This window comes from Yersinia thracica (genome assembly GCF_902170565.1).
Lineage (GTDB): Bacteria > Pseudomonadota > Gammaproteobacteria > Enterobacterales > Enterobacteriaceae > Yersinia > Yersinia thracica.
In genome coordinates, this window is the sequence record NZ_CABHXX010000135.1 from 15819 (window position 1) to 37243 (window position 21425).

Consider the following 21425-nt stretch of genomic DNA (forward strand, 5'->3'; position numbering starts at 1 on the left):
TGTTACTCCTCAACTTTAACCATGTAGGAAACCAAGTTGACCATACCACGCACAGCAGGAGTATCCTCACGCTCTACAGTATGACCAATACGACGCAGACCTAAACCGATCAGAGTTGCCTTGTGTTTCGGCAAACGACCGATACTGCTTTTTGTTTGAGTTACTTTAATAGTCTTTGCCATGGTTATTTCCCTAGAATTTCTTCGACGGACTTACCACGCTTAGCAGCGACCATTTCTGGAGATTTCATATCTTCCAAAGCTGCGATAGTTGCACGAACCACGTTAATCGGGTTAGTAGAACCATATGCTTTAGCTAGAACGTTATGAACCCCTGCAACTTCCAAGACGGCGCGCATTGCACCACCGGCGATGATACCGGTACCTTCAGAAGCTGGTTGCATGAATACACGGGAACCTGTGTGAGCACCTTTAACAGGGTGCTGCAGAGTGCCGTTATCCAAAGCAACATTAATCATAGCGCGACGGGCTTTTTCCATCGCTTTTTGGATCGCTGCCGGAACTTCGCGTGCTTTGCCGTAGCCAAAACCAACGCGACCGTTACCATCACCAACTACTGTCAGTGCGGTAAAGCTGAAAATACGGCCACCTTTTACGGTTTTAGATACGCGGTTTACCGCGATCAGCTTTTCCTGCAGTTCGCCAGCTTGTTTTTCGATGTGAGACATCTTACACCTCTACCTTAGAACTGAAGGCCAGCTTCACGGGCAGCATCTGCCAGTGCCTGGACTCGACCATGATATTGGAAACCGGAACGGTCAAAGGATACTTTCGTGATCCCTTTTTCCAATGCGCGCTCTGCAACAGCTTTACCTACAGCTGCGGCGGCATCTTTGTTGCCGGCGTACTTCAATTGCTCATTGATAGCTTTTTCTACAGTAGAAGCTGCTACCAAAATTTCAGAACCGTTTGGTGCAATAACCTGCGCGTAAATATGGCGTGGGGTACGATGTACCACCAGGCGAGTCGCACCCAGTTCTTTGAGCTTGCGGCGTGCGCGGGTCGCACGACGGATACGAGCTGCTTTCTTATCCATAGTGTTACCTTACTTCTTCTTAGCCTCTTTGGTACGCACGACTTCGTCGGCGTAACGGACACCCTTGCCTTTATAAGGCTCAGGACGACGGTAGGCACGTAAATCTGCTGCAACCTGACCAATCACCTGCTTATCAGCGCCTTTCAGCACGATTTCAGTTTGGGTCGGGCATTCAGCAGTAATGCCAGCCGGCAATTCATGGTCAACTGGATGAGAGAAGCCTAAAGCTAAATTCACCACGTTGCCTTTAACTGCGGCACGGTAACCTACACCTACCAATTGAAGCTTCTTAGTGAAGCCTTCGGTAACACCAACGACCATTGCATTAAGCAGTGCACGAGTGGTACCCGCTTGGGCCCAACCGTCTACAGCGCCTTCGCGTGGAGCGAAAGTCAATGTATTTTCTTCTTGCTTAACTTCAACAGCGCTATGGACGGTACGAGTCAGCTCGCCGTTCTTACCCTTTATCGAAATAACCTGACCGTTGAGTTTTACCTCTACGCCGGCAGGAATGACGACGGGTGCTTTTGCAACACGAGACATTCTTTCCTCCCGAATTAAGCTACGTAGCAGATAATCTCGCCACCAAGACCAGCTTGGCGAGCTGCACGATCGGTCATAACACCTTTAGAGGTAGAAATAACAGCGATACCCAAACCGGCCATAACTTTTGGCAGCTCATCTTTTTTCTTATAGATGCGCAAACCTGGACGGCTGATACGTTGAATGCTTTCTACCACTGCCTTACCCTGGAAATACTTAAGTGCTAATTCCAGAACAGGCTTGGTGTCGCCTTCGATTTTAAAATCTTCAATAAAACCTTCTTCCTTCAGAACGTTGGCAATTGCCACTTTCAGCTTGGAGGAAGGCATGGTGACCGCGACTTTGTTTGCGGATTGACCGTTACGGATACGGGTCAGCATATCCGCGATCGGATCTTGCATGCTCATCTGTCTTTACTCCCGTGATTCAATTGGTGACAATTACCAGCTAGCCTTTTTAAGGCCCGGGATTTCACCGCGCATTGCGGTTTCACGGACTTTAATACGGCTCAACCCGAACTTCCGCAGGAAACCATGCGGACGACCAGTTTGGTTGCAGCGGTTACGCTGACGGGACGGGCTGGAATCACGCGGCAGAGACTGCAGCTTCAGAACAGCATTCCAACGATCTTCGTCGGATGAGTTCACACCAGAGATAATAGCTTTTAATTCCTCGCGTTGAGCGCGGTATTTGTTAGCTAGTTTCACGCGAACGACTTCGCGTGCTTTCATTGATTGCTTAGCCATCAGTAACCCTACCTTACTTGCGGAATGGGAATTTAAAAGCAGCCAACAATGCACGGCCTTCATCATCGGACTTCGCAGTAGTGGTAATGGTAATATCCAAACCACGTACACGATCGACTTTATCGTAGTCGATTTCCGGGAAGATGATCTGCTCGCGCACACCCATGCTGTAGTTACCACGGCCATCGAATGACTTAGCGGACAAGCCACGGAAGTCACGGATACGTGGAACAGCAATGGTAATCAGACGCTCAAAGAATTCCCACATGCGTTCGCCACGCAGGGTTACTTTACAGCCGATCGGATAGCCCTGACGGATTTTGAAGCCTGCAACAGATTTGCGTGCTTTGGTGATAAACGGCTTTTGACCGGAGATTGCTGCCAAGTCAGCTGCTGCATTGTCCAGCAGTTTCTTGTCAGCGATCGCTTCACCAACACCCATGTTCAGGGTGATCTTCTCGACCCGAGGGACTTGCATGACAGAGTTGTAGCCAAACTGAGACATCAGTTGTTTGACTACCTCGTCTTTGTAGTAATCATGCAGTTTCGCCATCGTATTACTCCAAATTACTTGATAGTTTCGCTATTAGATTTAAAGAAACGGACTTTTTTGCCGTCTTCGAATCTAAAGCCTACACGGTCAGCCTTACCAGTTGCCGCGTTGAACAGCGCAATGTTGGAAACTTGAATTGCAGCTTCTTTTTCAACAATGCCACCTGGTTGGTTCAGGGCCGGAACCGGCTTCTGATGTTTTTTAACCAGGTTGATACCTTCAACAATGACCTTACTAGCAGACAGGACATTCTTTACTTTACCGCGCTTACCTTTGTCTTTCCCGGTTAGCACGATAACTTCGTCATCACGACGGATTTTCGCTGCCATGGTTCGCTCCTTAGAGTACTTCTGGTGCCAGAGAGATAATTTTCATGAACTTCTCATTACGCAGTTCACGAGTTACCGGCCCAAAAATACGCGTGCCGATTGGCTGCTCGCTGTTATTATTTAAAATAACACAAGCGTTGCCATCGAAGCGAATGACAGAACCGTCCGGGCGACGTACACCCTTCTTGGTGCGCACCACTACCGCCTTCAGAACATCGCCTTTCTTCACCTTGCCACGAGGAATTGCTTCCTTGATGGTGATCTTGATGATGTCGCCGATGCCTGCGTAGCGACGGTGCGAGCCACCTAGAACCTTGATACACATTACGCGACGTGCACCGGAGTTGTCGGCCACGTTCAGCATAGTCTGTTCTTGGATCATGTTAGTGCTCCGCTAATGTCAACTACTACTTTAGGACCCAGAATAGGTCGTTTAAAAGCCCCATGAATGAGGGCGCAGCATTATAACACCGCTTCCAGATTATGGGTAGAAAAAATAAACGGCCCACTTTCTGAGCCGTCTATTATGTTCGAGTTGGCTACTCTATTACAGAATCGCTTTCTCTACAACGCGAACAAGTGTCCAAGACTTAGTCTTTGACAATGGACGGCATTCGCGGATTTCTACCACGTCACCGATTCCACATTCATTGTTCTCGTCATGTACATGCAATTTCGTCGTACGACGGATGAATTTCCCATAAATTGGGTGCTTCACCACACGTTCGATAGCAACAACCATGGATTTCTCCATTTTGTCACTAACTACGCGACCTTGCAGAGTACGGATTTGGTCAGTCATTACGCACCCGCCTTCTCAGTCAGTAAAGTCTTAACACGTGCGATATTACGACGCACTTGTTTCGACAGGTGAGTTTGTTGCAGCTGGCCACTAGCCGCCTGCATGCGCAAATTAAATTGCTCACGCAGCAGGTTGAGCAGCTCAGTGTTCAGCTCTTCAACGCTTTTTTCACGCAGCTCTTGTGCTTTCATTACATCACCGTCTTAGTTACAAAGGTGGTTCCTACAGGCAGTTTCGCTGCAGCGAGCTTAAATGCTTCGCGAGCAGTTTCTTCCGGTACACCAGCCATTTCAAATAAAACTTTTCCTGGCTGGATCAGGGCAACCCAATACTCTACGTTACCCTTACCTTTACCCATACGCACTTCGAGCGGCTTCTCAGTGATCGGTTTGTCCGGGAATACACGGATCCAGACCTTACCTTGACGCTTAATTGCACGTGTCATCGCACGACGGGCTGCTTCGATTTGACGAGCCGTCAGGCGGCAACGGCCACAAGCTTTCAGGCCGAACTCACCGAAGCTAACATCCGTACCTTGCGCAAGGCCACGGTTACGGCCTTTGTGCATCTTACGGAATTTTGTACGCTTTGGTTGTAACATCAGCGATTCTCCTTACTTGCGGCCTTTACGCTGCTGCTTTTTAGGTTGAGCAGCCGGTTCCGGTTGTTCAACAGCAGCCATACCACCCAAGATCTCACCTTTGAAGATCCATACCTTAACGCCGATTACACCATAAGTGGTGTGCGCTTCAGATGTGTTGTAATCGATATCCGCACGCAGTGTATGCAACGGAACACGACCTTCACGGTACCATTCGGTACGCGCGATTTCAGCACCGCCAAGACGGCCGCTTACTTCAACTTTGATACCTTTAGCGCCAAGACGCATTGCGTTCTGTACAGCACGCTTCATAGCACGACGGAACATAACGCGACGTTCCAGCTGTGAAGTGATGCTGTCAGCAACCAATTTTGCGTCCAGTTCCGGTTTACGGACTTCGGCGATGTTAATCTGTGCAGGAACGCCAGCGATATCCGCTACGACCTTACGCAGTTTTTCGACATCTTCACCTTTCTTGCCGATAACGATGCCAGGACGAGCGGTGTGAATAGTCACACGGATGCTCTTCGCTGGACGCTCGATAACGATGCGAGAAACGGAAGCTTTCGCTAATTCTTTAGTCAAGAATTGGCGAACTTTAAAGTCGCTGTCCAGGTTGTCAGCGAATTCTTTGGTATTTGCGTACCAGGTAGAGTTCCAAGCTTTGACAATACCTAGTCGAATACCATTAGGATGTACTTTCTGACCCATTGCTAGTCTCCAGAGTCTCAGCGATCGGACACAACCACAGTAATGTGGCTGGTGCGCTTCAGGATGCGATCTGCACGACCTTTTGCACGCGGCATAATGCGCTTCATGCTAGGGCCTTCGTCTACGAAGATCTTCGTGACTTTCAGATCATCGATGTCAGCGCCATCGTTGTGTTCTGCGTTAGCAATGGCAGACTCCAGTACCTTCTTAACCAAACCAGCAGCTTTCTTGTTGGTATAGGCCAGAGTTTCCAGAGCTTGCGACACTTTCTTACCGCGAATCAGGTCCGCTACCAAGCGAACCTTCTGAGCAGAAGAACGAGCGTGGCGATGTTTAGCGATAGTTTCCATCTCTTCCTCCTACCTTAGCGCTTTTTAGCCTTTTTATCGGCCGCATGGCCGCGATAAGTACGGGTCGGCGCGAATTCACCCAGTTTGTGACCGACCATTTCATCGGAAACAAAAACGGGAACGTGCTGACGACCATTATGGACAGCGATGGTCAAACCGATCATATTTGGAAAGACCGTTGAACGACGGGACCAAGTCCGAATTGGCTTCTTGTCTCCGCTTTCCACCGCTTTCTCTACCTTCTTCAGCAAGTGCAGGTCAATGAAGGGACCTTTCTTGAGAGAACGTGGCATGGCTTATCCTCTAATTATTTTTTACTACGGCGACGTACGATGAACTTATCAGTACGCTTGTTGCTACGGGTCTTCTTACCTTTGGTCTGAACGCCCCACGGGGTTACCGGGTGCTTACCAAAGTTACGACCTTCACCACCACCGTGTGGGTGATCGACTGGGTTCATCGCCGTACCGCGAACGGTAGGACGAATACCACGCCAACGACTAGCACCTGCTTTACCCAGCACACGCAGCATGTGTTCAGCGTTACCGACTTCACCTAAGGTGGCGCGGCAATCAGCTAAAACCTTGCGCATTTCGCCGGAGCGCAGACGCAGAGTAACGTAGGAACCGTCACGAGCAACGATCTGAACGTATGCACCAGCAGAACGAGCCAATTGGCCGCCTTTACCTGGTTTCATTTCTACGTTATGAACCGTTGAACCAACTGGGATGTTACGCATAGGCAGGGTGTTACCTGCTTTAATTGCAGCATCAACGCCAGATTGAATCTGGTCACCAGCTTTCAGGCCTTTTGGCGCCAGGATATAACGACGTTCGCCGTCTTTGTACAGAACCAGTGCGATATTCGCAGAACGGTTCGGATCGTACTCCAGACGCTCAACCACAGCAGGGATACCATCTTTGTTGCGTTTGAAGTCAACCAGACGATAATGTTGCTTGTGGCCACCACCGATATGACGGGTAGTGATACGGCCATTGTTGTTACGGCCACCGCTTTTGCTTAATTTCTCAAGCAACGGGGCATAAGGCTTACCCTTATGCAACTCCTGGTTAACCACTTTAACAACGTGGCGACGACCCGGAGATGTAGGTTTACATTTAACAATTGCCATTGTTTACTCCTCCGACTTACTCTGCGCCGCCGATGAAGTCCAGATTCTGGCCTTCTTTCAGGGTGACGTAAGCTTTTTTCCAGTCGCTACGACGACCAACACGCTGACCTTGACGCTTACTCTTGCCTTTAACCAGCAAGGTGTTAACGTCTTCGACTTCGACTTCAAACAGTTTCTGCACTGCAGCTTTAATTTCTGCTTTGGTCGCGTCTTTGGCAACTTTGAGAACGATGGTGTTATTCTTTTCCATCGCAGCGGATGCCTTTTCAGATACATGCGGCGCGCGCAGTACTTTCAGCAGACGTTCTTCACGAATCATGCCAGCATCTCCTCAACTTGCTTCACAGCATCAGCAGTCATAACCACTTTGTCGAAGGCGATCAGGCTAACTGGGTCAATACCAGCAACATCACGGACATCAACCTTGTACAGGTTGCGAGCTGCCAAGAACAAGTTCTCGTCCAGTTCACCAGTGATGATCAGTACATCTTCCAGAGCCATATCTTTCAGCTTCTGCGCCAGCAACTTAGTTTTAGGTGCTTCAACAGAGAACTTTTCGACAATGATCAGACGATCTTGACGTACCAATTCGGACAAAATGCTTTTCAGCGCGCCGCGGTACATCTTTTTATTTACTTTCTGACTGTGATCCTGAGGCTTCGCAGCAAAGGTCACACCACCTGAACGCCAGATTGGGCTCTTTACAGAACCTGCACGCGCACGGCCGGTACCTTTCTGGCGCCACGGTTTTTTACCGGAACCAGTCACTTCGGCGCGGGTCTTCTGAGCACGAGTACCTTGACGGGCACCTGCTGCATAAGCAACAACAACCTGATGTACCAGCGCTTCGTTGAAATCACGACCGAAGGTAGTTTCGGAAACAGTCAGCGCGCCTTGCGCGTCTTTCAATACTAATTCCATTGCTATCCCCTTACGCCTTCACAGCTGGTTTAACGATCAGGTTGCCACCGGTAGCGCCCGGTACAGCACCCTTAACCAGCAGTAGGTTGCGCTCAGCGTCAACACGTACTACGTCCAGGCTTTGAACGGTTACACGCTCGTCACCCAGGTGGCCAGCCATTTTCTTGCCTTTGAACACTTTGCCCGGAGTCTGGTTTTGACCGATAGAACCCGGAACACGGTGAGACAAGGAGTTACCATGGGTAGCATCTTGGGTGCGGAAGTTCCAGCGCTTAACAGTACCGGCAAAACCTTTACCTTTAGACGTACCTGTAACGTCGACTTTCTTAACGTCGGCAAAAATCTCGACGCTAATTTCTTGACCAGCAGTGAACTCTTGACCTTCTGGAAGGCGGAATTCCCACAGACCACGGCCAGCTTCTACGCCAGCTTTAGCGAAATGACCCGCTTCTGGTTTAGTAACGCGGTTAGCTTTTTTAGCACCGGTAGTTACTTGTACAGCACGGTATCCGTCGTTCTCCAGGCTTTTGACCTGAGTTACACGGTTCGCTTCAATTTCGATAACAGTTACTGGGATTGAAACGCCATCTTCTGTGAAGATACGCGTCATGCCCACTTTCTTACCGACTAAACCAATCATTGTTTCAACCTCTCAATCGCTCAATGACCTGATTAACCCAGGCTGATCTGCACGTCTACACCGGCAGCCAGATCCAGACGCATCAGAGCATCAACGGTTTTCTCGGTTGGCTCAACGATGTCAACCAGACGCTTGTGAGTGCGAATCTCGTACTGATCGCGCGCATCTTTATTGACGTGCGGAGAGATCAGAACGGTAAAGCGCTCTTTGCGAGTTGGCAGCGGGATCGGACCACGAACCTGCGCACCAGTGCGCTTGGCAGTCTCGACGATTTCCGCAGTTGATTGATCGATCAAACGATGATCAAACGCTTTCAGGCGGATACGGATTCTTTGGTTCTGCATGAGACCAGAGCTCCAATTATTTATAAACGTAAATGATTACTCCTCGCACCCATTTCGATTGATGGGGGAGTGTAATCGTTCAACATATAACCCCCATATCGGGAGTATTGTTCGGTTTCAGCACCAGGCTGTAACCGACAGATTAGTTTCAATCTGGCCTATCAAGATTAGGTAGGCCCGCGCATTATACGTAAATTCCAGCAGGAAGCAAGCCAGTGTTGAAAATCTATGCGAAAACTTACCAGATAACTTAATTAGAGGGGAATAGGTCTATTTTTGCCGGTATGTAAATGAGAAATAGAGTGAGGCCAAGGCGGTTCTCACTCTTTTGACTAAATATATTATGATTGAGTAAACGACGGTGCCGCGAGGAAACAACTAGTCTTTTGCCAATTGAGCCTGGGAGTAGTTCTGTATCCCCAAACGTTCAATGAGGCTCAGTTCCGTTTCCAGCCAATCGATGTGACCCTCTTCTTCCGCTAGAATTTCTTTCAACAAATCGCGACTGACATAGTCATGAATAGAATCAGCATAGGCAATGCCTTCGCGCAGATCCTTAGCTCCTGCTAATTCGAGAGCTAAATCTGACTTCAATATTTCTTCAACGTCTTCGCCGATATTCAGCTTACCCAAATCTTGTAAGTTAGGAATACCTTCGAGGAATAAGATGCGCTCGATATATTTATCTGCATGCTTCATTTCGTCGATTGATTCGTGATACTCCTTATCATTAAGGCGCATCAGTCCCCAGTTTTTAAACATTCGGGCGTGGAGAAAATATTGATTGATAGCAACTAACTCGTTTCCGAGCAGTTTATTGAGATGTGCAATTATTCTTTTATCGCCTTTCATAGTTATACCCTCCGCTTCCAGTACTAAAAGTGTAGTACCAGATGGCAAAGTGTGGGGAAAACTTCTCCCTGCTAACTATTAGGCAACATCATTCATTTCTGGAATGTTAGCGCGTTCCTCAATCAAGATTTCTCTGGCCTGTCGAATGCACTTCCCACAGTCTGTACCAATTGGTACTAATTGGCGCAGCTGTTGAATGGTATGTGGATGGTGCTGACGCACAGCTTTACGGATAACTTTGTCAGATACCGCATTACACAGGCAAACATACATAAAATGACTCACTTCTTAACCAGTATCCACAGTGTAAATAAGAATGCGAGTTATTTCAATTAAGATTATTTTCTTTAGGCAATAAAAAAGGGCGCCGAAGCGCCCTCTTACTTGATCAATAACGTAATTAATCAATAAAACAATTAAGCGATAACTTTAGCAACAACACCAGCGCCTACAGTACGGCCGCCTTCACGGATTGCGAAACGCAGGCCGTCGTCCATTGCGATTGGGTGAATCAGAGTAACAACCATGTTGATGTTGTCACCTGGCATCACCATTTCAACGCCTTCTGGCAGTTCGATGGTACCGGTTACGTCAGTTGTACGGAAGTAGAACTGAGGACGGTAGCCTTTGAAGAACGGAGTATGACGGCCGCCTTCATCTTTGCTCAGAATATAAACTTCTGATTCAAAGGTAGTGTGTGGCTTGATAGAACCTGGTTTAGCAAGAACTTGACCACGTTCGATATCTTCACGTTTGATACCACGCAGCAGAACACCAACGTTCTCACCAGCACGGCCTTCGTCCAGCAGTTTGCGGAACATTTCAACGCCGGTACAAGTAGATTTAACAGTATCTTTGATACCAACGATCTCTACTTCTTCACCAACTTTAACGATACCGCGCTCTACACGACCCGTTACAACAGTACCACGGCCAGAGATAGAGAATACGTCTTCGATTGGCAGCAAGAATGGCTTATCAATAGCACGTTCTGGCAGTGGAATGTAGGTATCCAATGCTTCAGCCAATTCGATAATTTTAGCTTCCCACTCAGGAATACCTTCCAGTGCTTTCAGAGCTGAGCCCTTGATTACTGGAATATCGTCGCCTGGGAAATCGTAAGCAGAAAGAAGTTCACGCACTTCCATTTCTACCAATTCCAGCAGCTCTTCATCGTCAACCATGTCACATTTGTTCATGAATACGATCATGTATGGAACGCCAACCTGACGACCCAACAGGATGTGCTCACGAGTCTGTGGCATAGGGCCATCAGTTGCAGCAACAACCAAGATAGCGCCGTCCATCTGAGCAGCACCGGTGATCATGTTTTTAACGTAGTCGGCATGCCCTGGGCAGTCAACGTGCGCATAGTGACGTGCCGGGGTGTCATATTCAACGTGAGAAGTGTTGATAGTGATACCACGTGCTTTTTCTTCTGGTGCGTTATCGATCTGATCGAAAGCACGAGCGCTACCGCCGTAGGTTTTAGCCAGTACGGTGGTGATTGCAGCAGTCAGGGTAGTTTTACCATGGTCAACGTGGCCGATAGTACCGACGTTTACATGGGGTTTGTTACGTTCAAATTTTTCTTTAGACACGACTATATTCCTTACTCTTGTGCTCTCCCACTTATGAGAGAGCACTGGATCATTGTTTTAAACCCGAAAGCTTATTTGCCACGGGCTTCGATAACGGCTTTAGCGACGTTACTAGGTGCTTCAGCATACTCCAGGAATTCCATGGAGTAAGAAGCACGGCCCTGAGTCTGAGAACGCAGGTCAGTAGCATAACCGAACATTTCAGACAACGGAACCTTGACGCGAACGGTTTTACCGGTAGCAGTATCTTCCATACCTTCGATGATACCACGACGACGGTTAAGGTCGCCCATTACGTCACCCATGTAATCTTCAGGGGTTTCGACTTCAACCTTCATGATTGGCTCAAGCAGAACTGGTTTAGCTCGTTTGAACCCTTCTTTAAAGGCGATAGAACCGGCTAATTTAAACGCCAATTCTGAGGAGTCAACGTCATGGTAAGAACCGTAGTGCAGACGGATTTTAACGTCAACAACCGGGTAACCAGCCAGAGGACCGGCTTTCAGTTGTTCCTGGATACCTTTATCAACAGCAGGGATGAACTCTTTAGGAATAGAACCACCAACGATTTCGTTGACGAATTCATACCCAACACCACCCGGTGGCAACGGAGACATGTCGATAACAACATGACCGTACTGACCACGACCGCCTGACTGCTTAGCGTGCTTACCTTCCACGTCCTTAACGGTATCGCGGATAGTTTCACGGTAGGCTACCTGAGGTTTACCAACGTTTGCTTCCACGTTAAATTCGCGGCGCATACGGTCAACCAGGATATCCAAGTGCAACTCACCCATACCAGCGATGATAGTCTGACCAGATTCTTCGTCAGTCCAAACGCGGAATGATGGATCTTCTTTCGCCAGACGACCCAGAGCCATACCCATTTTTTCTTGGTCGGCTTTGGTTTTTGGTTCAACGGCAACAGAGATTACTGGCTCTGGGAACTCCATACGTTCCAAGATGATCGGATTAGCTGGATCACACAGAGTGTCACCCGTCGTCACATCTTTCAGACCGATCGCTGCTGCGATGTCGCCTGCACGAACTTCTTTGATCTCTTCACGTTTGTTTGCGTGCATCTGAACGATACGGCCCAGACGCTCACGCTGTGAACGTACTGAGTTCAACACGGTGTCACCGGAGTTAACAACACCAGAGTACACACGGAAGAACGTCAGGTTACCCACAAACGGGTCAGTAGCAATTTTGAATGCTAGTGCAGAGAACGGCTCTTTGTCGTCTGAGTGACGAACAGCCGGAGTATCTTTACCATCGTCCAAAATACCGTTGATTGCTTCAACGTCAGTTGGTGCTGGCAGATAGTCGATAACTGCATCCAGCATTGCCTGTACGCCTTTGTTCTTAAACGCAGAACCACAGGTAACCAAGATGATTTCGTTGCGCAGAACACGTTGACGCAAAGCTTTCTTGATTTCTTCTTCAGTCAGCTCTTCGCCGCCCAAATATTTATCCATCAGCTCATCTGACGCTTCTGCAGCAGATTCAACCAGATTCTGGTGCCATTCGGCAGCCAGTTCAGCCATATCAGCCGGGATCTCTTCGTATTCGAAGGTCACGCCCTGATCAGCTTCGTTCCAGTTGATCGCTTTCATTTTCACCAGGTCGATAATACCGGTGAATTTCTCTTCCGCGCCGATTGCCAGTTGCAATGGAACTGGATTCGCGCCCAGACGAGATTTAATCTGACCAACAACTTTCAGGAAGTTAGCACCCATACGGTCCATTTTGTTAACGAACGCAATGCGTGGAACTTTATATTTGTTAGCCTGACGCCATACGGTCTCAGACTGTGGCTGAACACCACCAACTGCACAGTAAACCATTACCGCGCCATCAAGAACACGCATGGAACGTTCTACTTCGATAGTGAAGTCAACGTGCCCAGGGGTGTCAATGATGTTGACGTGATGTGGTTCGTACTGTTTAGCCATACCAGACCAGAAGCAGGTAGTAGCCGCAGAAGTAATGGTAATACCACGCTCCTGCTCCTGTTCCATCCAGTCCATGGTGGCTGCGCCGTCATGAACTTCACCGATCTTGTGGTTTACACCGGTGTAAAACAGGATACGTTCGGTAGTGGTTGTCTTACCGGCGTCGATGTGAGCGCTGATACCGATATTACGATAGCGCTCAATGGGTGTTTTACGAGCCATTTGATTCCTCTATTCCTAGGGCGTTCATTCGGTTAACCCATGCGGGTTGGCTTAAAGCGCCCGCATGGGTAGCATGACTACTGCGTGGTGATTACCAGCGGTAGTGCGCGAACGCCTTGTTAGCTTCGGCCATACGGTGAACGTCTTCACGTTTCTTAACAGCAGAACCTTTGTTCTCTGCTGCGTCAGACAGTTCATTCGCTAAGCGCAAAGCCATGGATTTATCACCGCGTTTACGAGCAGCATCAACGATCCAACGCATTGCCAAGGCATTACGACGAACCGGACGAACTTCAACTGGTACCTGATAAGTAGAACCACCAACGCGGCGAGACTTAACTTCGACAGTCGGGCGCACGTTGTCCAGAGCTACTTCGAAAGCTTCCAGAAAATCTTTACCAGAACGCTGAGCCAGGGTCTCCAGCGCGGTATAGACGATTGCTTCTGCAGTAGATTTCTTACCATCTACCATCAGGATATTTACAAATTTAGCCAGCAATTCAGATCCGAACTTAGGATCCGGTAAAATTTTACGCTGACCAATTACACGACGACGTGGCATGGAAATACTCCGTTGTTAATTCAGGGTTGTCCAAAACTCTAAGAGTTTATTTTGACATTAATGTGAAAATGTTTGGCCTTACTTAACGGAGAACCATTAAGCCTTTGGCTTCTTCACGCCGTACTTAGAACGTGATTGCTTACGGTCTTTAACACCTGAGCAGTCAAGCGCGCCGCGAACGGTGTGGTAACGCACACCTGGCAAGTCTTTAACACGACCGCCACGGATCAGGATCACGGAGTGTTCCTGAAGGTTATGACCTTCACCGCCGATGTAGGAGGTGACTTCAAAACCGTTAGTTAAACGCACACGGCAAACTTTACGCAGTGCGGAGTTAGGTTTTTTCGGGGTGGTTGTATATACGCGGGTACATACACCACGTTTCTGCGGGCATGCTTCCAGCGCAGGAACGTTGCTTTTAGCAACCTTCATGCTGCGTGGCTTGCGAACCAGCTGGTTAATCGTTGCCATTATTAAAAAAGCTCCTGGTTTTTTGCTTCGTAAACACGTGATAAATCCCCCTCGTTTGCACTACTGGCAGAGAACGAGGACGCAGAATTTTATGGCTGACTATCTAAGGTGTCAAGAAATATACAGCATTGACTGCATTACCATGCCAGTTGCTGCTGATGTTTTAGGGTCAAATCCACAAAGCGAGTATAACCGATTAGCGTAATTTTGTCTGAAATTTGACCACCCAAGCCACGGGCAATAACGTCATCTTCCAATACAAATAGCGAAGCGGGGTTATTTAACAACAAGTTAAGACTTTCACTATTTTTTAAAACCGCCATCACGCCATCTTGCAGAAATAGAATTTCATCTTCTGATGTAACTAATCTTAGCAATGCAGATAAATCGCAGTGATAAGGTGAATGACTGACGGTATACAGCATTATGGCTACCTAAATCTCATTAGAAAGTCAGTACAACATCATAATTTGCCAATTGGCGGCGTAAATTTACCGGAGATAACACCGCAACATCAAGTATCCAATCCGTCACTTCACTCAATCCACGCTGCTGCAATGAGGCTTCACAGATATAACAATTCTCAACATCGTACAGAGGTAAGACACCGAAAGTTGCAATATAGTTTCTGGAGAGAATTTTTTCTGGCTGCTGCTGTGGCAAAAGCTGCAAAACACCATCCGAAATAAAGAATACCCCGATGTCTTCACTCAAAGCAGAAGTTGCCAGCAAGGCATCTAACCCTTCCCGCCCCGCTGAATTACCATGCGGGCCTTGGGTGAAAACAAAAGCAATACTATTCTTACCATTCTCTGCCATTAAAATTGCACCATGCGGTCACAGGTTAATGCGGCTTCAGCCAGTGCACCTAGCCCACTCAAGGTAAAGCCGGGTTGCAGATTCGCCCTCACCAAATCGAGTTGGTCAGCTTCATTTTGGTCAGTAACACCACGGCGCAATGCCGCCGCTACACAAACATTTAGCTCAATCGAATGGTTAAGCGCGAGTTGCTGCCACGCGCGTACCAAATCAAATTCATCACTAGCAGGCGCGGTTAATTGGTTAGCATTCAAAACACCTTCGCGGTAGAAAAAAACACTAACCAAATTATGACCTGAACTTATCAGTGCTTGGGCGAACTGATAGGCGCTGCTGGCCTGCTGGGTGCCATAGGCTGGGCCTGTGACCATCAGACAATATTTCGCCACCTTTGCCCCTGACATTAACGCTCGTGTCCCACGAGATCGCCACTTTTGAACTGGCGAATGTAGAGATAAACCGTGTGTTTGGAAATATTTAGCCGCTCAGCAACCTGATTAATTGCATCTTTGATATCAAAAATACCTTTCTCATACAGATTGAGAACAACCTGGCGGTTCTTCGCATTGTTAGACACATTGCGGTCAGCATTCACTTCCTCAATAGTAAATTCCAGTGTTTGCGCCACCAAGTCATCGACTGATGAAGCAAAGTTTACTGAGGAAGCAACCTCCTGAGTTTCCGGTGGCATGAAAGTCTTAATGATTTGCGAGAAAGGCACATCCAGATTTATGTTAATACATAACAGACCAATAACGCGCTGGTCGCGATTACGGATAGCGATAGTGACAGACTTCATCAGCACACCGCTTTTGGCGCGCGTGAAATAGGCTCTTGAAACACTGCTGTCTGCACCCGCCATATCATGCAGCATCCGCAGGGCCAGGTCGGTTATCGGCGAACCAATTTGCCGGCCTGTATGTTCGCCATTAGCAATTCTTACCGCAGAGTTTTTCAGGTCTTCCAGTGAATGCAGGACTATTTCACAATGGTTGCCAATAAGCATCGCCAAGCCATCAACGATAGCTTCGTATGATTTGAGTATTTCATGGTCCGTCTGACTGAACGGACGTTCATCCAGTAAATCCAGTTCACTGGTTTCGCTACTGAGAAGCGAATTAGACATCGAAGACACCATCCTCTACATAAAGCCTGTCTCAATATCGTTGGCAGACTCATAACTCAAATATATTGAATTTTAAGTCTAGCAAATATGCCGAGATAAAATCCTTGCGTTTGCGCGTGATCTTGACGTTAAGCCCACAAAGCATAAATCGTCAAGTTATCAACGAGCAGAAGACAGATATACCGCAAAAAAAACCGCCACGACAATTATCGCAGCGGTTATAAGCAGAACCGAGTACCCGATTATGACAACAAAGGCGCTAAATTATTTTTTAGCTTTTGCGTCCGTAGCAGGTTGTTGTTCTTGAGCATCAGCTTTAGGTGCCGCTTTAACATCCAACAGCTCTACATCAAATACCAGAGTAGAGTTGGCTGGAATGCCTGGGACGCCAGTTTTGCCGTAAGCTAATTCTGGTGGAATAACCAGAGTTATCTTGCCGCCTTTCTTGATTTGCTTCAGGCCTTCGGTCCAACCAGGGATAACACCATCAAGACGGAAAGACAGTGGCTCACCGCGTTTGTAAGAGTTATCAAACTCAGTACCATCGGTCAGAGTCCCTTTGTAGTTAACGACCACGGTATCACTGTCTTTTGGTGCTTCACCGGTACCGGCTTTCTCTACTTTGTACAGCAGGCCAGATGCGGTTTTCTTCACATTTTTTTCTTTAGCGAAGGTTTCGCGGTACTTAGCACCTTTATCGGCGTTTTCTTTAGAATCTTGCTCCATTTTAGCCTGAGCAGAAGCTTTTACGCGCGCTTCAAAACCTTGCAGAGTTTTTTCGATTTCTTCATCGGTCAGTTTGCTTTTGCTCGCAAAAGCATCCTGTACACCGGCGATCAACTGGTCTTTATCCAGTTTGATGCCCAACTTTTCCTGTTCTTTCAGGGAGTTATCCATATAACGCCCTAATGATGCACCTAATGCATATGCAGATTGTTGGTCATCATTTTTAAATGCGCTATTTGTCGTTGCTGCCGCATCAGCAGTTTTGGCTGTTTCAGCAGCAAAAGTCGCAGAGGTATTCAGGGTCAGCGCCATGGTGGTAGCCAGTAGCGTTACTTTAAACAGTGATTTCATCCATTTCTCCATTGGCTTAAGGACACTTACCCCAAGCAACGATTATAAGTGTGTCTTGTACTATAACTGTCTGTGCGAACACAAAACAATCTCTATGCAGATGCTATTAAGTGATATTAAGACTTTTTTTACTACAAGAAGTTTCGTTTTATCTATATCTTGACCCTCGCAGGGTAATAATGGGGTTTTACCAGTAGAATTATCCCTCCCCTGTTTTATGACCGTCGAAGAGAAAGCGACCATCAAATGGAAAGTGATCAGAGGGTATGGTTTGCAGTTATAAGAGGACACTAAGATGGAACAATCCCTGTTTGAACAACGGCTAGAAACGCTGGAGAGCCGTCTGGCATTTCAGGAAGTGACGATTGAGGAACTCAATTTGATCGTGACGGATCACCAGATGGAAATAACCAAATTACGCGAGCATCTACGTTTATTGACCGATAAGCTGCGAGAGTCTCAGTCTTCCATGATGGCTTCACCAGCAGAAGAACCACCGCCGCCGCACTATTAGCTCGCGCAGTTGCAATTCGATTGACATAAATAGCAAAAAGCCAGCCGCAAGGCTGGCTTTTGACTGACCCTATCAAATGTTAGTGGCAGGTCAGATGTTAGTGACAGCCGCAGCCGCCTTTACCACAACCGCCTTTACCATGTTCATGACCTTGGTCACTTTCATCATGGCCACCGCAGCAACCGTCACCGTGCTCATGGTGATGATCATGCTCACCGTGTACGTGACCATGCTGCAGTTCTTCTTCTGTTGCTTCACGGATTGCAACCACTTCAACGTGGAAGTTCAAATCCTGACCCGCCAGCATGTGGTTACCATCAACCACAACGTGCTCGCCTTCAACAGCAGTGATTTCGACTGGCACTGGGCCTTGATCGGTATCAGCCAGGAAACGCATGCCAACTTCCAACTCGTCAACGCCCATAAAGACGTCTTTCGGTACGCGCTGCACCAGATTTTCATCATAGCTGCCGTAACCTTCGTCGGCGTTTACACGCACGTCAAAGCTGTCGCCCGCTTCATGGCCTTCAAGCGCTTTTTCCAAACCTGCGATCAGAGAACCGTGGCCGTGCAGGTAGTCCAACGGCGCGCTCACCGGAGACTCATCAACTAACACACCGTCTTCTGTACGCACCTGGTAAGCCAGGCTGACCACCAAGTCTTTTGCTACTTTCATGATATCTCCTACCCTTGGAACAAAAATTGGCACAGATTGTAGCGGAAATCTGCACCGCTGTACTCTCCAGCATAAAAAAACACGAAGAATAACGCTACTCTGGATCGAAAATTCCGATCACTTGTTCATTCTCACGGACATGCTGATTGACCTGTTCGTCCGTCTGACGCTGATGGTGACCGCACTTAACACACTCCACCACTTCCACTTGGTCTTCACGCCATAAAGCCAGCGTATCCAGTGCCTTACATTGCGGACAAACAGCCCCGGCGATGAATCTTTTCCGTGTTGCTGTCTTGCTATTTGACGTAATTGCCATCATTTTCTCCGGCATTATTCGTATTCATCCCACCCATCTAACTGCCGACTTTCATGCAGCATTTCTCGTTGGAAAATATCTTCCAGTTCACGGCGGGCTTCTTTAATTCTGGAAATTTGCGCGACATCCCCATGATGCTGCGGCACCAGCTCACGCAACATTCGCATGTCGAGACGGCGGAAATGTTGCTGTGCTCGGTAGGCCTGATGCGGATGCATCCCTAACTCCAGCAGCGTTTTTCGCCCCAACTCCAGCGCACTGGAGAAAGTCTCGCGCGTAAAATCTTTAACCCCGTTTTGCAGCAACTCATGCGCTTCAACACGCCCTCTGGCACGGGCCAGAATGTGTAAGTTGGGGAAATGTTGCTGGCACAAATGCACCAGCGTCATGGTGTCTTCCGGCTCATTACAGGTGATCACGATAGCTTTGGCTTTTTCCGCTCCGGCCGCCCGCAACAGTTCCAGCTCAGTAGCATCACCATAGTAAACTTTATAGCCGTATTTGCGCATCACACTGACGGCACTGACATCGCGCTCCAACACAGTAATGCGCATTTTGTTCGCCATCAGTAAGCGGCCAATCACCTGACCAAAGCGCCCGAAGCCGATAATAATCACCTGAGGGTCATTATCTTCAACAAACGGCTTCTCGTCGCTCTCTTCCTGCGCGTTGTAACGGCGGACCAAAATGCGGTCAATCCCCTGCATCAATAGCGGCGTGGTCATCATTGAGAGAGTGACAACCACCAGCAGCAATGCCAGTTGCTCAGCATCCAACACGTGCTGAGAGAATGCCGCTGAGAATAACACGAAAGCAAATTCGCCCCCTTGGCTTAGCACCCCAGCAAATTGCAGCCGCACCGAACGGCGCAAGCCAAATGTCCGCGCTAAACCATACAGCACCGTGCCTTTGATAAAGACCAGCGCCAGAACACCGAGCAGCACATCCAGCAAATGAGTAAACAAGACGCCGAGGTTCAAAGCCATCCCGACTGAGATGAAAAATAGCCCGAGCAACAGCCCTTTAAAGGGTTCGATGGCAATTTCCAGCTCATGCTGGAACTCACTTTCAGCCAGTAATATCCCGGCGATAAAAGTCCCGAGCGCCATTGATAGGCCCAGAGCATCCATAAACAGCGCCGAACCCAGTACCACCAGCAAAGCCGCAGCAGTGAACACTTCCCGCACACCAGAGGCCACAATGTAGCGGAATAATGGGCGCAGCAAATAGCGGCCGCCAATCAGCATGCCGGCAAAAGCCGCGATTTTGATGCCAATCTTGACCCAATCATTCGCCGCCCCGCCGCCACCGGCCAAAATAGGAATCAGCGCCAAGGCCGGGATCACCGCCATATCCTGAAACAGCAACACCGAGAAACCGAGCTGGCCGCCTTCATTGCGGTTCATGCCCTTTTCCCGCATTAGCTGCAATGCCATCGCGGTTGAGGACATCGCCAAACCGATACCGCCAATCACCGCCGCCTGCCAGGCAAAATGGCTGAAGTAGAGTAATGCCCCCAGCACCGCAGCGGTTATCACCACCTGACCCGCACCGACGCCAAAAATAGAGCGCCGTAACTGCCAAAGCTTGGCTGGGTTCAACTCCAACCCAATGATAAACATCAGGAAGACAACGCCCAGCTCGGAGAAATGGAGTATTTCGTCGACATCACGAATAAAGCCCAATCCCCAAGGGCCAATGGCGATACCCGCAATCAAATAGCCCAAAACCGCCCCAATACCGAGGCGCTGGGCAATGGGAACCGCCACCACAGCGGCAAATAAAAATAATAAAATCGCGGTCAGTAGCGCCGAGCCTTCCATATTCAGTGCCCTCCCGTCGGTAGCGGTGACTGCAACCACTGCCCATAAGCTTGCGCATGGCTAGCCAGGACTTCCGGTTTCTGCCGCCGTGCCCAGTAAATAATCATCGGATTCATCCAATGCATATGGCACATAGCTGCCGTCAATTCGAAGGGCCGCAAAATATCTTCCATCGGGTAGCGGTTATAGCCGCCAACACGATAGGCTCCTTCTGGCTCGCCGGTGGTTATCACCGAACGCCAATATTTACCGGTCAAAGCATGCCCCCCGACCCCATTCGCAAAACCACGCGCCAGCACCCGATCCAGCCACTCTTTCAGTAACGCCGGGCAACTGTAAGTATAAAGAGGATGTTGAAAGACAATAATTTGATGCTCGCGGAGCAATTGCTGCTCATGGTGAATATCAATAAAAAAATCCGGATAATGTGCATATAAATCGTGCACAGTGACATGCTCTAGCTGCTGCACCGGTTGCAATAAAACCCGGTTAGCGACCGAGTCCTGTGATTCCGGATGGGCATACAGCAGCAAAACCTTTGGTGGCTGCGACATCATTCCCCTCCAAAGCGTCGTCAGGGTCCGGTTTTTCCGTTACCATGCTTCGCAAAGACCAAAAAGACTAAGATTTGTACCCGAAGTCATTGGCGTTGTCAGTCGGCAACCTCAAGAACCAAG

The 21425-nt window shown here is 48.5% G+C and carries 36 protein-coding genes; 1 reads left to right on the forward strand and 35 read right to left on the reverse strand.

Features of this window, described 5'->3' with window-relative positions:
- Positions 1 to 2 precede the first annotated feature (2 nt).
- The 31 genes from rpmD to fkpA form a co-directional block, all read right to left on the reverse strand.
- Positions 3 to 182 carry a 50S ribosomal protein L30 gene (gene rpmD, locus FTA91_RS18960; protein ID WP_002213339.1) on the reverse strand — a complete coding sequence of 60 codons (180 nt, stop codon included), beginning with the start codon at positions 180 to 182 and terminating at the stop codon, positions 3 to 5.
- 2 nt (positions 183 to 184) lie between these two features.
- Positions 185 to 688, reverse strand: coding sequence for a 30S ribosomal protein S5 (gene rpsE, locus FTA91_RS18965; protein WP_004391412.1), 504 nt, complete (start codon positions 686 to 688; stop codon positions 185 to 187).
- A 14-nt stretch (positions 689 to 702) separates the two neighbouring features.
- A complete protein-coding gene (gene rplR, locus FTA91_RS18970) occupies positions 703 to 1056 on the reverse strand; it encodes a 50S ribosomal protein L18 (protein ID WP_004391413.1) in 354 nt (117 codons plus the stop codon).
- Positions 1057 to 1065: 9 nt separating this feature from the next.
- On the reverse strand, positions 1066 to 1599 hold the full coding sequence (rplF, locus tag FTA91_RS18975; RefSeq protein WP_004391415.1) for a 50S ribosomal protein L6: 534 nt from the start codon (positions 1597 to 1599) through the stop codon (positions 1066 to 1068).
- A 14-nt stretch (positions 1600 to 1613) separates the two neighbouring features.
- Positions 1614 to 2006 carry a 30S ribosomal protein S8 gene (gene rpsH / locus FTA91_RS18980; RefSeq protein ID WP_032820216.1) on the reverse strand — a complete coding sequence of 131 codons (393 nt, stop codon included), beginning with the start codon at positions 2004 to 2006 and terminating at the stop codon, positions 1614 to 1616.
- A gap of 33 nt (positions 2007 to 2039) precedes the next feature.
- Complete coding sequence (rpsN, locus tag FTA91_RS18985) at positions 2040 to 2345, reverse strand: 30S ribosomal protein S14 (RefSeq protein ID WP_004391418.1); 306 nt, start codon at positions 2343 to 2345, stop codon at positions 2040 to 2042.
- Positions 2346 to 2358: 13 nt separating this feature from the next.
- Positions 2359 to 2898, reverse strand: a complete 540-nt coding sequence (rplE, locus tag FTA91_RS18990) for a 50S ribosomal protein L5 (protein ID WP_004391419.1) — start codon at positions 2896 to 2898, stop codon at positions 2359 to 2361.
- A 14-nt stretch (positions 2899 to 2912) separates the two neighbouring features.
- Entirely contained in the window at positions 2913 to 3227 is a 315-nt protein-coding gene (rplX, locus tag FTA91_RS18995) for a 50S ribosomal protein L24 (protein ID WP_004391420.1), read from the reverse strand.
- A gap of 10 nt (positions 3228 to 3237) precedes the next feature.
- Positions 3238 to 3609 carry a 50S ribosomal protein L14 gene (rplN, locus tag FTA91_RS19000; protein ID WP_002213325.1) on the reverse strand — a complete coding sequence of 124 codons (372 nt, stop codon included), beginning with the start codon at positions 3607 to 3609 and terminating at the stop codon, positions 3238 to 3240.
- A gap of 165 nt (positions 3610 to 3774) precedes the next feature.
- Positions 3775 to 4029, reverse strand: coding sequence for a 30S ribosomal protein S17 (gene rpsQ, locus FTA91_RS19005; protein WP_002228135.1), 255 nt, complete (start codon positions 4027 to 4029; stop codon positions 3775 to 3777).
- Entirely contained in the window at positions 4029 to 4220 is a 192-nt protein-coding gene (rpmC, locus tag FTA91_RS19010) for a 50S ribosomal protein L29 (RefSeq protein ID WP_005159843.1), read from the reverse strand. The genes rpsQ and rpmC overlap by 1 nt, the downstream gene beginning before the upstream one ends.
- Entirely contained in the window at positions 4220 to 4630 is a 411-nt protein-coding gene (rplP, locus tag FTA91_RS19015; RefSeq protein WP_002218940.1) for a 50S ribosomal protein L16, read from the reverse strand. The genes rpmC and rplP overlap by 1 nt, the downstream gene beginning before the upstream one ends.
- Before the next feature lie 12 nt (positions 4631 to 4642).
- On the reverse strand, positions 4643 to 5341 hold the full coding sequence (gene rpsC, locus FTA91_RS19020; RefSeq protein ID WP_002221644.1) for a 30S ribosomal protein S3: 699 nt from the start codon (positions 5339 to 5341) through the stop codon (positions 4643 to 4645).
- A gap of 17 nt (positions 5342 to 5358) precedes the next feature.
- Positions 5359 to 5691: a 50S ribosomal protein L22 gene (gene rplV / locus FTA91_RS19025; RefSeq protein ID WP_004391423.1), complete on the reverse strand. Its 333-nt coding sequence runs from the start codon at positions 5689 to 5691 to the stop codon at positions 5359 to 5361.
- Between the two features lie 14 nt (positions 5692 to 5705).
- Positions 5706 to 5984, reverse strand: a complete 279-nt coding sequence (rpsS, locus tag FTA91_RS19030) for a 30S ribosomal protein S19 (RefSeq protein ID WP_002213430.1) — start codon at positions 5982 to 5984, stop codon at positions 5706 to 5708.
- A 14-nt stretch (positions 5985 to 5998) separates the two neighbouring features.
- Positions 5999 to 6823 carry a 50S ribosomal protein L2 gene (rplB, locus tag FTA91_RS19035; protein ID WP_004391424.1) on the reverse strand — a complete coding sequence of 275 codons (825 nt, stop codon included), beginning with the start codon at positions 6821 to 6823 and terminating at the stop codon, positions 5999 to 6001.
- Positions 6824 to 6839: 16 nt separating this feature from the next.
- On the reverse strand, positions 6840 to 7142 hold the full coding sequence (gene rplW, locus FTA91_RS19040) for a 50S ribosomal protein L23 (RefSeq protein ID WP_050116240.1): 303 nt from the start codon (positions 7140 to 7142) through the stop codon (positions 6840 to 6842).
- A complete protein-coding gene (gene rplD / locus FTA91_RS19045; protein ID WP_004391426.1) occupies positions 7139 to 7744 on the reverse strand; it encodes a 50S ribosomal protein L4 in 606 nt (201 codons plus the stop codon). Before rplD ends, rplW begins: the two co-directional genes overlap by 4 nt.
- A 10-nt stretch (positions 7745 to 7754) precedes the next feature.
- Positions 7755 to 8384: a 50S ribosomal protein L3 gene (rplC, locus tag FTA91_RS19050; protein ID WP_004709250.1), complete on the reverse strand. Its 630-nt coding sequence runs from the start codon at positions 8382 to 8384 to the stop codon at positions 7755 to 7757.
- Between the two features lie 32 nt (positions 8385 to 8416).
- Positions 8417 to 8728, reverse strand: coding sequence for a 30S ribosomal protein S10 (gene rpsJ, locus FTA91_RS19055; RefSeq protein ID WP_001181005.1), 312 nt, complete (start codon positions 8726 to 8728; stop codon positions 8417 to 8419).
- Positions 8729 to 9106: 378 nt separating this feature from the next.
- Entirely contained in the window at positions 9107 to 9580 is a 474-nt protein-coding gene (bfr, locus tag FTA91_RS19060) for a bacterioferritin (RefSeq protein ID WP_050116238.1), read from the reverse strand.
- Positions 9581 to 9658: 78 nt separating this feature from the next.
- The gene (gene bfd / locus FTA91_RS19065) at positions 9659 to 9853 is read right to left on the reverse strand and encodes a bacterioferritin-associated ferredoxin (protein WP_004391429.1); all 195 of its coding nucleotides are present in this window, start codon (positions 9851 to 9853) and stop codon (positions 9659 to 9661) included.
- 143 nt (positions 9854 to 9996) lie between these two features.
- Entirely contained in the window at positions 9997 to 11181 is a 1185-nt protein-coding gene (tuf, locus tag FTA91_RS19070; RefSeq protein ID WP_038637113.1) for an elongation factor Tu, read from the reverse strand.
- A 71-nt stretch (positions 11182 to 11252) separates the two neighbouring features.
- Entirely contained in the window at positions 11253 to 13361 is a 2109-nt protein-coding gene (gene fusA / locus FTA91_RS19075; protein WP_049562153.1) for an elongation factor G, read from the reverse strand.
- A gap of 91 nt (positions 13362 to 13452) precedes the next feature.
- Positions 13453 to 13923, reverse strand: a complete 471-nt coding sequence (gene rpsG, locus FTA91_RS19080; protein ID WP_002212324.1) for a 30S ribosomal protein S7 — start codon at positions 13921 to 13923, stop codon at positions 13453 to 13455.
- Between the two features lie 96 nt (positions 13924 to 14019).
- Complete coding sequence (rpsL, locus tag FTA91_RS19085) at positions 14020 to 14394, reverse strand: 30S ribosomal protein S12 (protein ID WP_002212323.1); 375 nt, start codon at positions 14392 to 14394, stop codon at positions 14020 to 14022.
- Between the two features lie 137 nt (positions 14395 to 14531).
- Entirely contained in the window at positions 14532 to 14819 is a 288-nt protein-coding gene (gene tusB / locus FTA91_RS19090) for a sulfurtransferase complex subunit TusB (RefSeq protein ID WP_050116237.1), read from the reverse strand.
- A gap of 19 nt (positions 14820 to 14838) precedes the next feature.
- Positions 14839 to 15213, reverse strand: a complete 375-nt coding sequence (tusC, locus tag FTA91_RS19095; RefSeq protein WP_050116235.1) for a sulfurtransferase complex subunit TusC — start codon at positions 15211 to 15213, stop codon at positions 14839 to 14841.
- Entirely contained in the window at positions 15213 to 15617 is a 405-nt protein-coding gene (gene tusD / locus FTA91_RS19100; RefSeq protein ID WP_050116234.1) for a sulfurtransferase complex subunit TusD, read from the reverse strand. Before tusD ends, tusC begins: the two co-directional genes overlap by 1 nt.
- Entirely contained in the window at positions 15617 to 16339 is a 723-nt protein-coding gene (locus FTA91_RS19105; RefSeq protein ID WP_050116232.1) for a helix-turn-helix transcriptional regulator, read from the reverse strand. The genes tusD and FTA91_RS19105 overlap by 1 nt, the downstream gene beginning before the upstream one ends.
- 264 nt (positions 16340 to 16603) lie before the next feature.
- A complete protein-coding gene (fkpA, locus tag FTA91_RS19110; protein ID WP_050116231.1) occupies positions 16604 to 17416 on the reverse strand; it encodes an FKBP-type peptidyl-prolyl cis-trans isomerase in 813 nt (270 codons plus the stop codon).
- Between the two features lie 295 nt (positions 17417 to 17711).
- On the opposite strand from fkpA, the gene FTA91_RS19115 reads away from it, so the two are divergent.
- On the forward strand, positions 17712 to 17930 hold the full coding sequence (locus tag FTA91_RS19115; RefSeq protein WP_050116229.1) for a SlyX family protein: 219 nt from the start codon (positions 17712 to 17714) through the stop codon (positions 17928 to 17930).
- A 97-nt stretch (positions 17931 to 18027) separates the two neighbouring features.
- On the opposite strand, the gene slyD is transcribed toward FTA91_RS19115, so the two are convergent.
- The 4 genes from slyD to kefG all read right to left on the reverse strand — a co-directional run bounded on the left by slyD (position 18028) and on the right by kefG (position 21302).
- Positions 18028 to 18606, reverse strand: a complete 579-nt coding sequence (gene slyD / locus FTA91_RS19120) for a peptidylprolyl isomerase (protein WP_050116227.1) — start codon at positions 18604 to 18606, stop codon at positions 18028 to 18030.
- A gap of 94 nt (positions 18607 to 18700) precedes the next feature.
- Positions 18701 to 18925, reverse strand: a complete 225-nt coding sequence (locus FTA91_RS19125; RefSeq protein ID WP_050116257.1) for a YheV family putative zinc ribbon protein — start codon at positions 18923 to 18925, stop codon at positions 18701 to 18703.
- 14 nt (positions 18926 to 18939) lie between these two features.
- Positions 18940 to 20748, reverse strand: a complete 1809-nt coding sequence (kefB, locus tag FTA91_RS19130) for a glutathione-regulated potassium-efflux system protein KefB (protein WP_050116225.1) — start codon at positions 20746 to 20748, stop codon at positions 18940 to 18942.
- Between the two features lie 2 nt (positions 20749 to 20750).
- Positions 20751 to 21302, reverse strand: coding sequence for a glutathione-regulated potassium-efflux system ancillary protein KefG (gene kefG / locus FTA91_RS19135; protein WP_050116224.1), 552 nt, complete (start codon positions 21300 to 21302; stop codon positions 20751 to 20753).
- Positions 21303 to 21425 lie beyond the last annotated feature (123 nt).

Coding starts and splice junctions, on each gene's coding strand:
- rpmD (WP_002213339.1), bottom strand. CDS start 182: ATGGCAAAGACTATTAAAGTAACTCAAACAAAAAGCAGTATCGGTCGT.
- rpsE (WP_004391412.1), bottom strand. CDS start 688: ATGTCTCACATCGAAAAACAAGCTGGCGAACTGCAGGAAAAGCTGATC.
- rplR (WP_004391413.1), bottom strand. CDS start 1,056: ATGGATAAGAAAGCAGCTCGTATCCGTCGTGCGACCCGCGCACGCCGC.
- rplF (WP_004391415.1), bottom strand. CDS start 1,599: ATGTCTCGTGTTGCAAAAGCACCCGTCGTCATTCCTGCCGGCGTAGAG.
- rpsH (WP_032820216.1), bottom strand. CDS start 2,006: ATGAGCATGCAAGATCCGATCGCGGATATGCTGACCCGTATCCGTAAC.
- rpsN (WP_004391418.1), bottom strand. CDS start 2,345: ATGGCTAAGCAATCAATGAAAGCACGCGAAGTCGTTCGCGTGAAACTA.
- rplE (WP_004391419.1), bottom strand. CDS start 2,898: ATGGCGAAACTGCATGATTACTACAAAGACGAGGTAGTCAAACAACTG.
- rplX (WP_004391420.1), bottom strand. CDS start 3,227: ATGGCAGCGAAAATCCGTCGTGATGACGAAGTTATCGTGCTAACCGGG.
- rplN (WP_002213325.1), bottom strand. CDS start 3,609: ATGATCCAAGAACAGACTATGCTGAACGTGGCCGACAACTCCGGTGCA.
- rpsQ (WP_002228135.1), bottom strand. CDS start 4,029: ATGACTGACCAAATCCGTACTCTGCAAGGTCGCGTAGTTAGTGACAAA.
- rpmC (WP_005159843.1), bottom strand. CDS start 4,220: ATGAAAGCACAAGAGCTGCGTGAAAAAAGCGTTGAAGAGCTGAACACT.
- rplP (WP_002218940.1), bottom strand. CDS start 4,630: ATGTTACAACCAAAGCGTACAAAATTCCGTAAGATGCACAAAGGCCGT.
- rpsC (WP_002221644.1), bottom strand. CDS start 5,341: ATGGGTCAGAAAGTACATCCTAATGGTATTCGACTAGGTATTGTCAAA.
- rplV (WP_004391423.1), bottom strand. CDS start 5,691: ATGGAAACTATCGCTAAACATCGCCACGCTCGTTCTTCTGCTCAGAAG.
- rpsS (WP_002213430.1), bottom strand. CDS start 5,984: ATGCCACGTTCTCTCAAGAAAGGTCCCTTCATTGACCTGCACTTGCTG.
- rplB (WP_004391424.1), bottom strand. CDS start 6,823: ATGGCAATTGTTAAATGTAAACCTACATCTCCGGGTCGTCGCCACGTT.
- rplW (WP_050116240.1), bottom strand. CDS start 7,142: ATGATTCGTGAAGAACGTCTGCTGAAAGTACTGCGCGCGCCGCATGTA.
- rplD (WP_004391426.1), bottom strand. CDS start 7,744: ATGGAATTAGTATTGAAAGACGCGCAAGGCGCGCTGACTGTTTCCGAA.
- rplC (WP_004709250.1), bottom strand. CDS start 8,384: ATGATTGGTTTAGTCGGTAAGAAAGTGGGCATGACGCGTATCTTCACA.
- rpsJ (WP_001181005.1), bottom strand. CDS start 8,728: ATGCAGAACCAAAGAATCCGTATCCGCCTGAAAGCGTTTGATCATCGT.
- bfr (WP_050116238.1), bottom strand. CDS start 9,580: ATGAAAGGCGATAAAAGAATAATTGCACATCTCAATAAACTGCTCGGA.
- bfd (WP_004391429.1), bottom strand. CDS start 9,853: ATGTATGTTTGCCTGTGTAATGCGGTATCTGACAAAGTTATCCGTAAA.
- fusA (WP_049562153.1), bottom strand. CDS start 13,361: ATGGCTCGTAAAACACCCATTGAGCGCTATCGTAATATCGGTATCAGC.
- rpsG (WP_002212324.1), bottom strand. CDS start 13,923: ATGCCACGTCGTCGTGTAATTGGTCAGCGTAAAATTTTACCGGATCCT.
- rpsL (WP_002212323.1), bottom strand. CDS start 14,394: ATGGCAACGATTAACCAGCTGGTTCGCAAGCCACGCAGCATGAAGGTT.
- tusB (WP_050116237.1), bottom strand. CDS start 14,819: ATGCTGTATACCGTCAGTCATTCACCTTATCACTGCGATTTATCTGCA.
- tusC (WP_050116235.1), bottom strand. CDS start 15,213: ATGGCAGAGAATGGTAAGAATAGTATTGCTTTTGTTTTCACCCAAGGC.
- tusD (WP_050116234.1), bottom strand. CDS start 15,617: ATGTCAGGGGCAAAGGTGGCGAAATATTGTCTGATGGTCACAGGCCCA.
- FTA91_RS19105 (WP_050116232.1), bottom strand. CDS start 16,339: ATGTCTAATTCGCTTCTCAGTAGCGAAACCAGTGAACTGGATTTACTG.
- fkpA (WP_050116231.1), bottom strand. CDS start 17,416: ATGAAATCACTGTTTAAAGTAACGCTACTGGCTACCACCATGGCGCTG.
- FTA91_RS19115 (WP_050116229.1), top strand. CDS start 17,712: ATGGAACAATCCCTGTTTGAACAACGGCTAGAAACGCTGGAGAGCCGT.
- slyD (WP_050116227.1), bottom strand. CDS start 18,606: ATGAAAGTAGCAAAAGACTTGGTGGTCAGCCTGGCTTACCAGGTGCGT.
- FTA91_RS19125 (WP_050116257.1), bottom strand. CDS start 18,925: ATGGCAATTACGTCAAATAGCAAGACAGCAACACGGAAAAGATTCATC.
- kefB (WP_050116225.1), bottom strand. CDS start 20,748: ATGGAAGGCTCGGCGCTACTGACCGCGATTTTATTATTTTTATTTGCC.
- kefG (WP_050116224.1), bottom strand. CDS start 21,302: ATGTCGCAGCCACCAAAGGTTTTGCTGCTGTATGCCCATCCGGAATCA.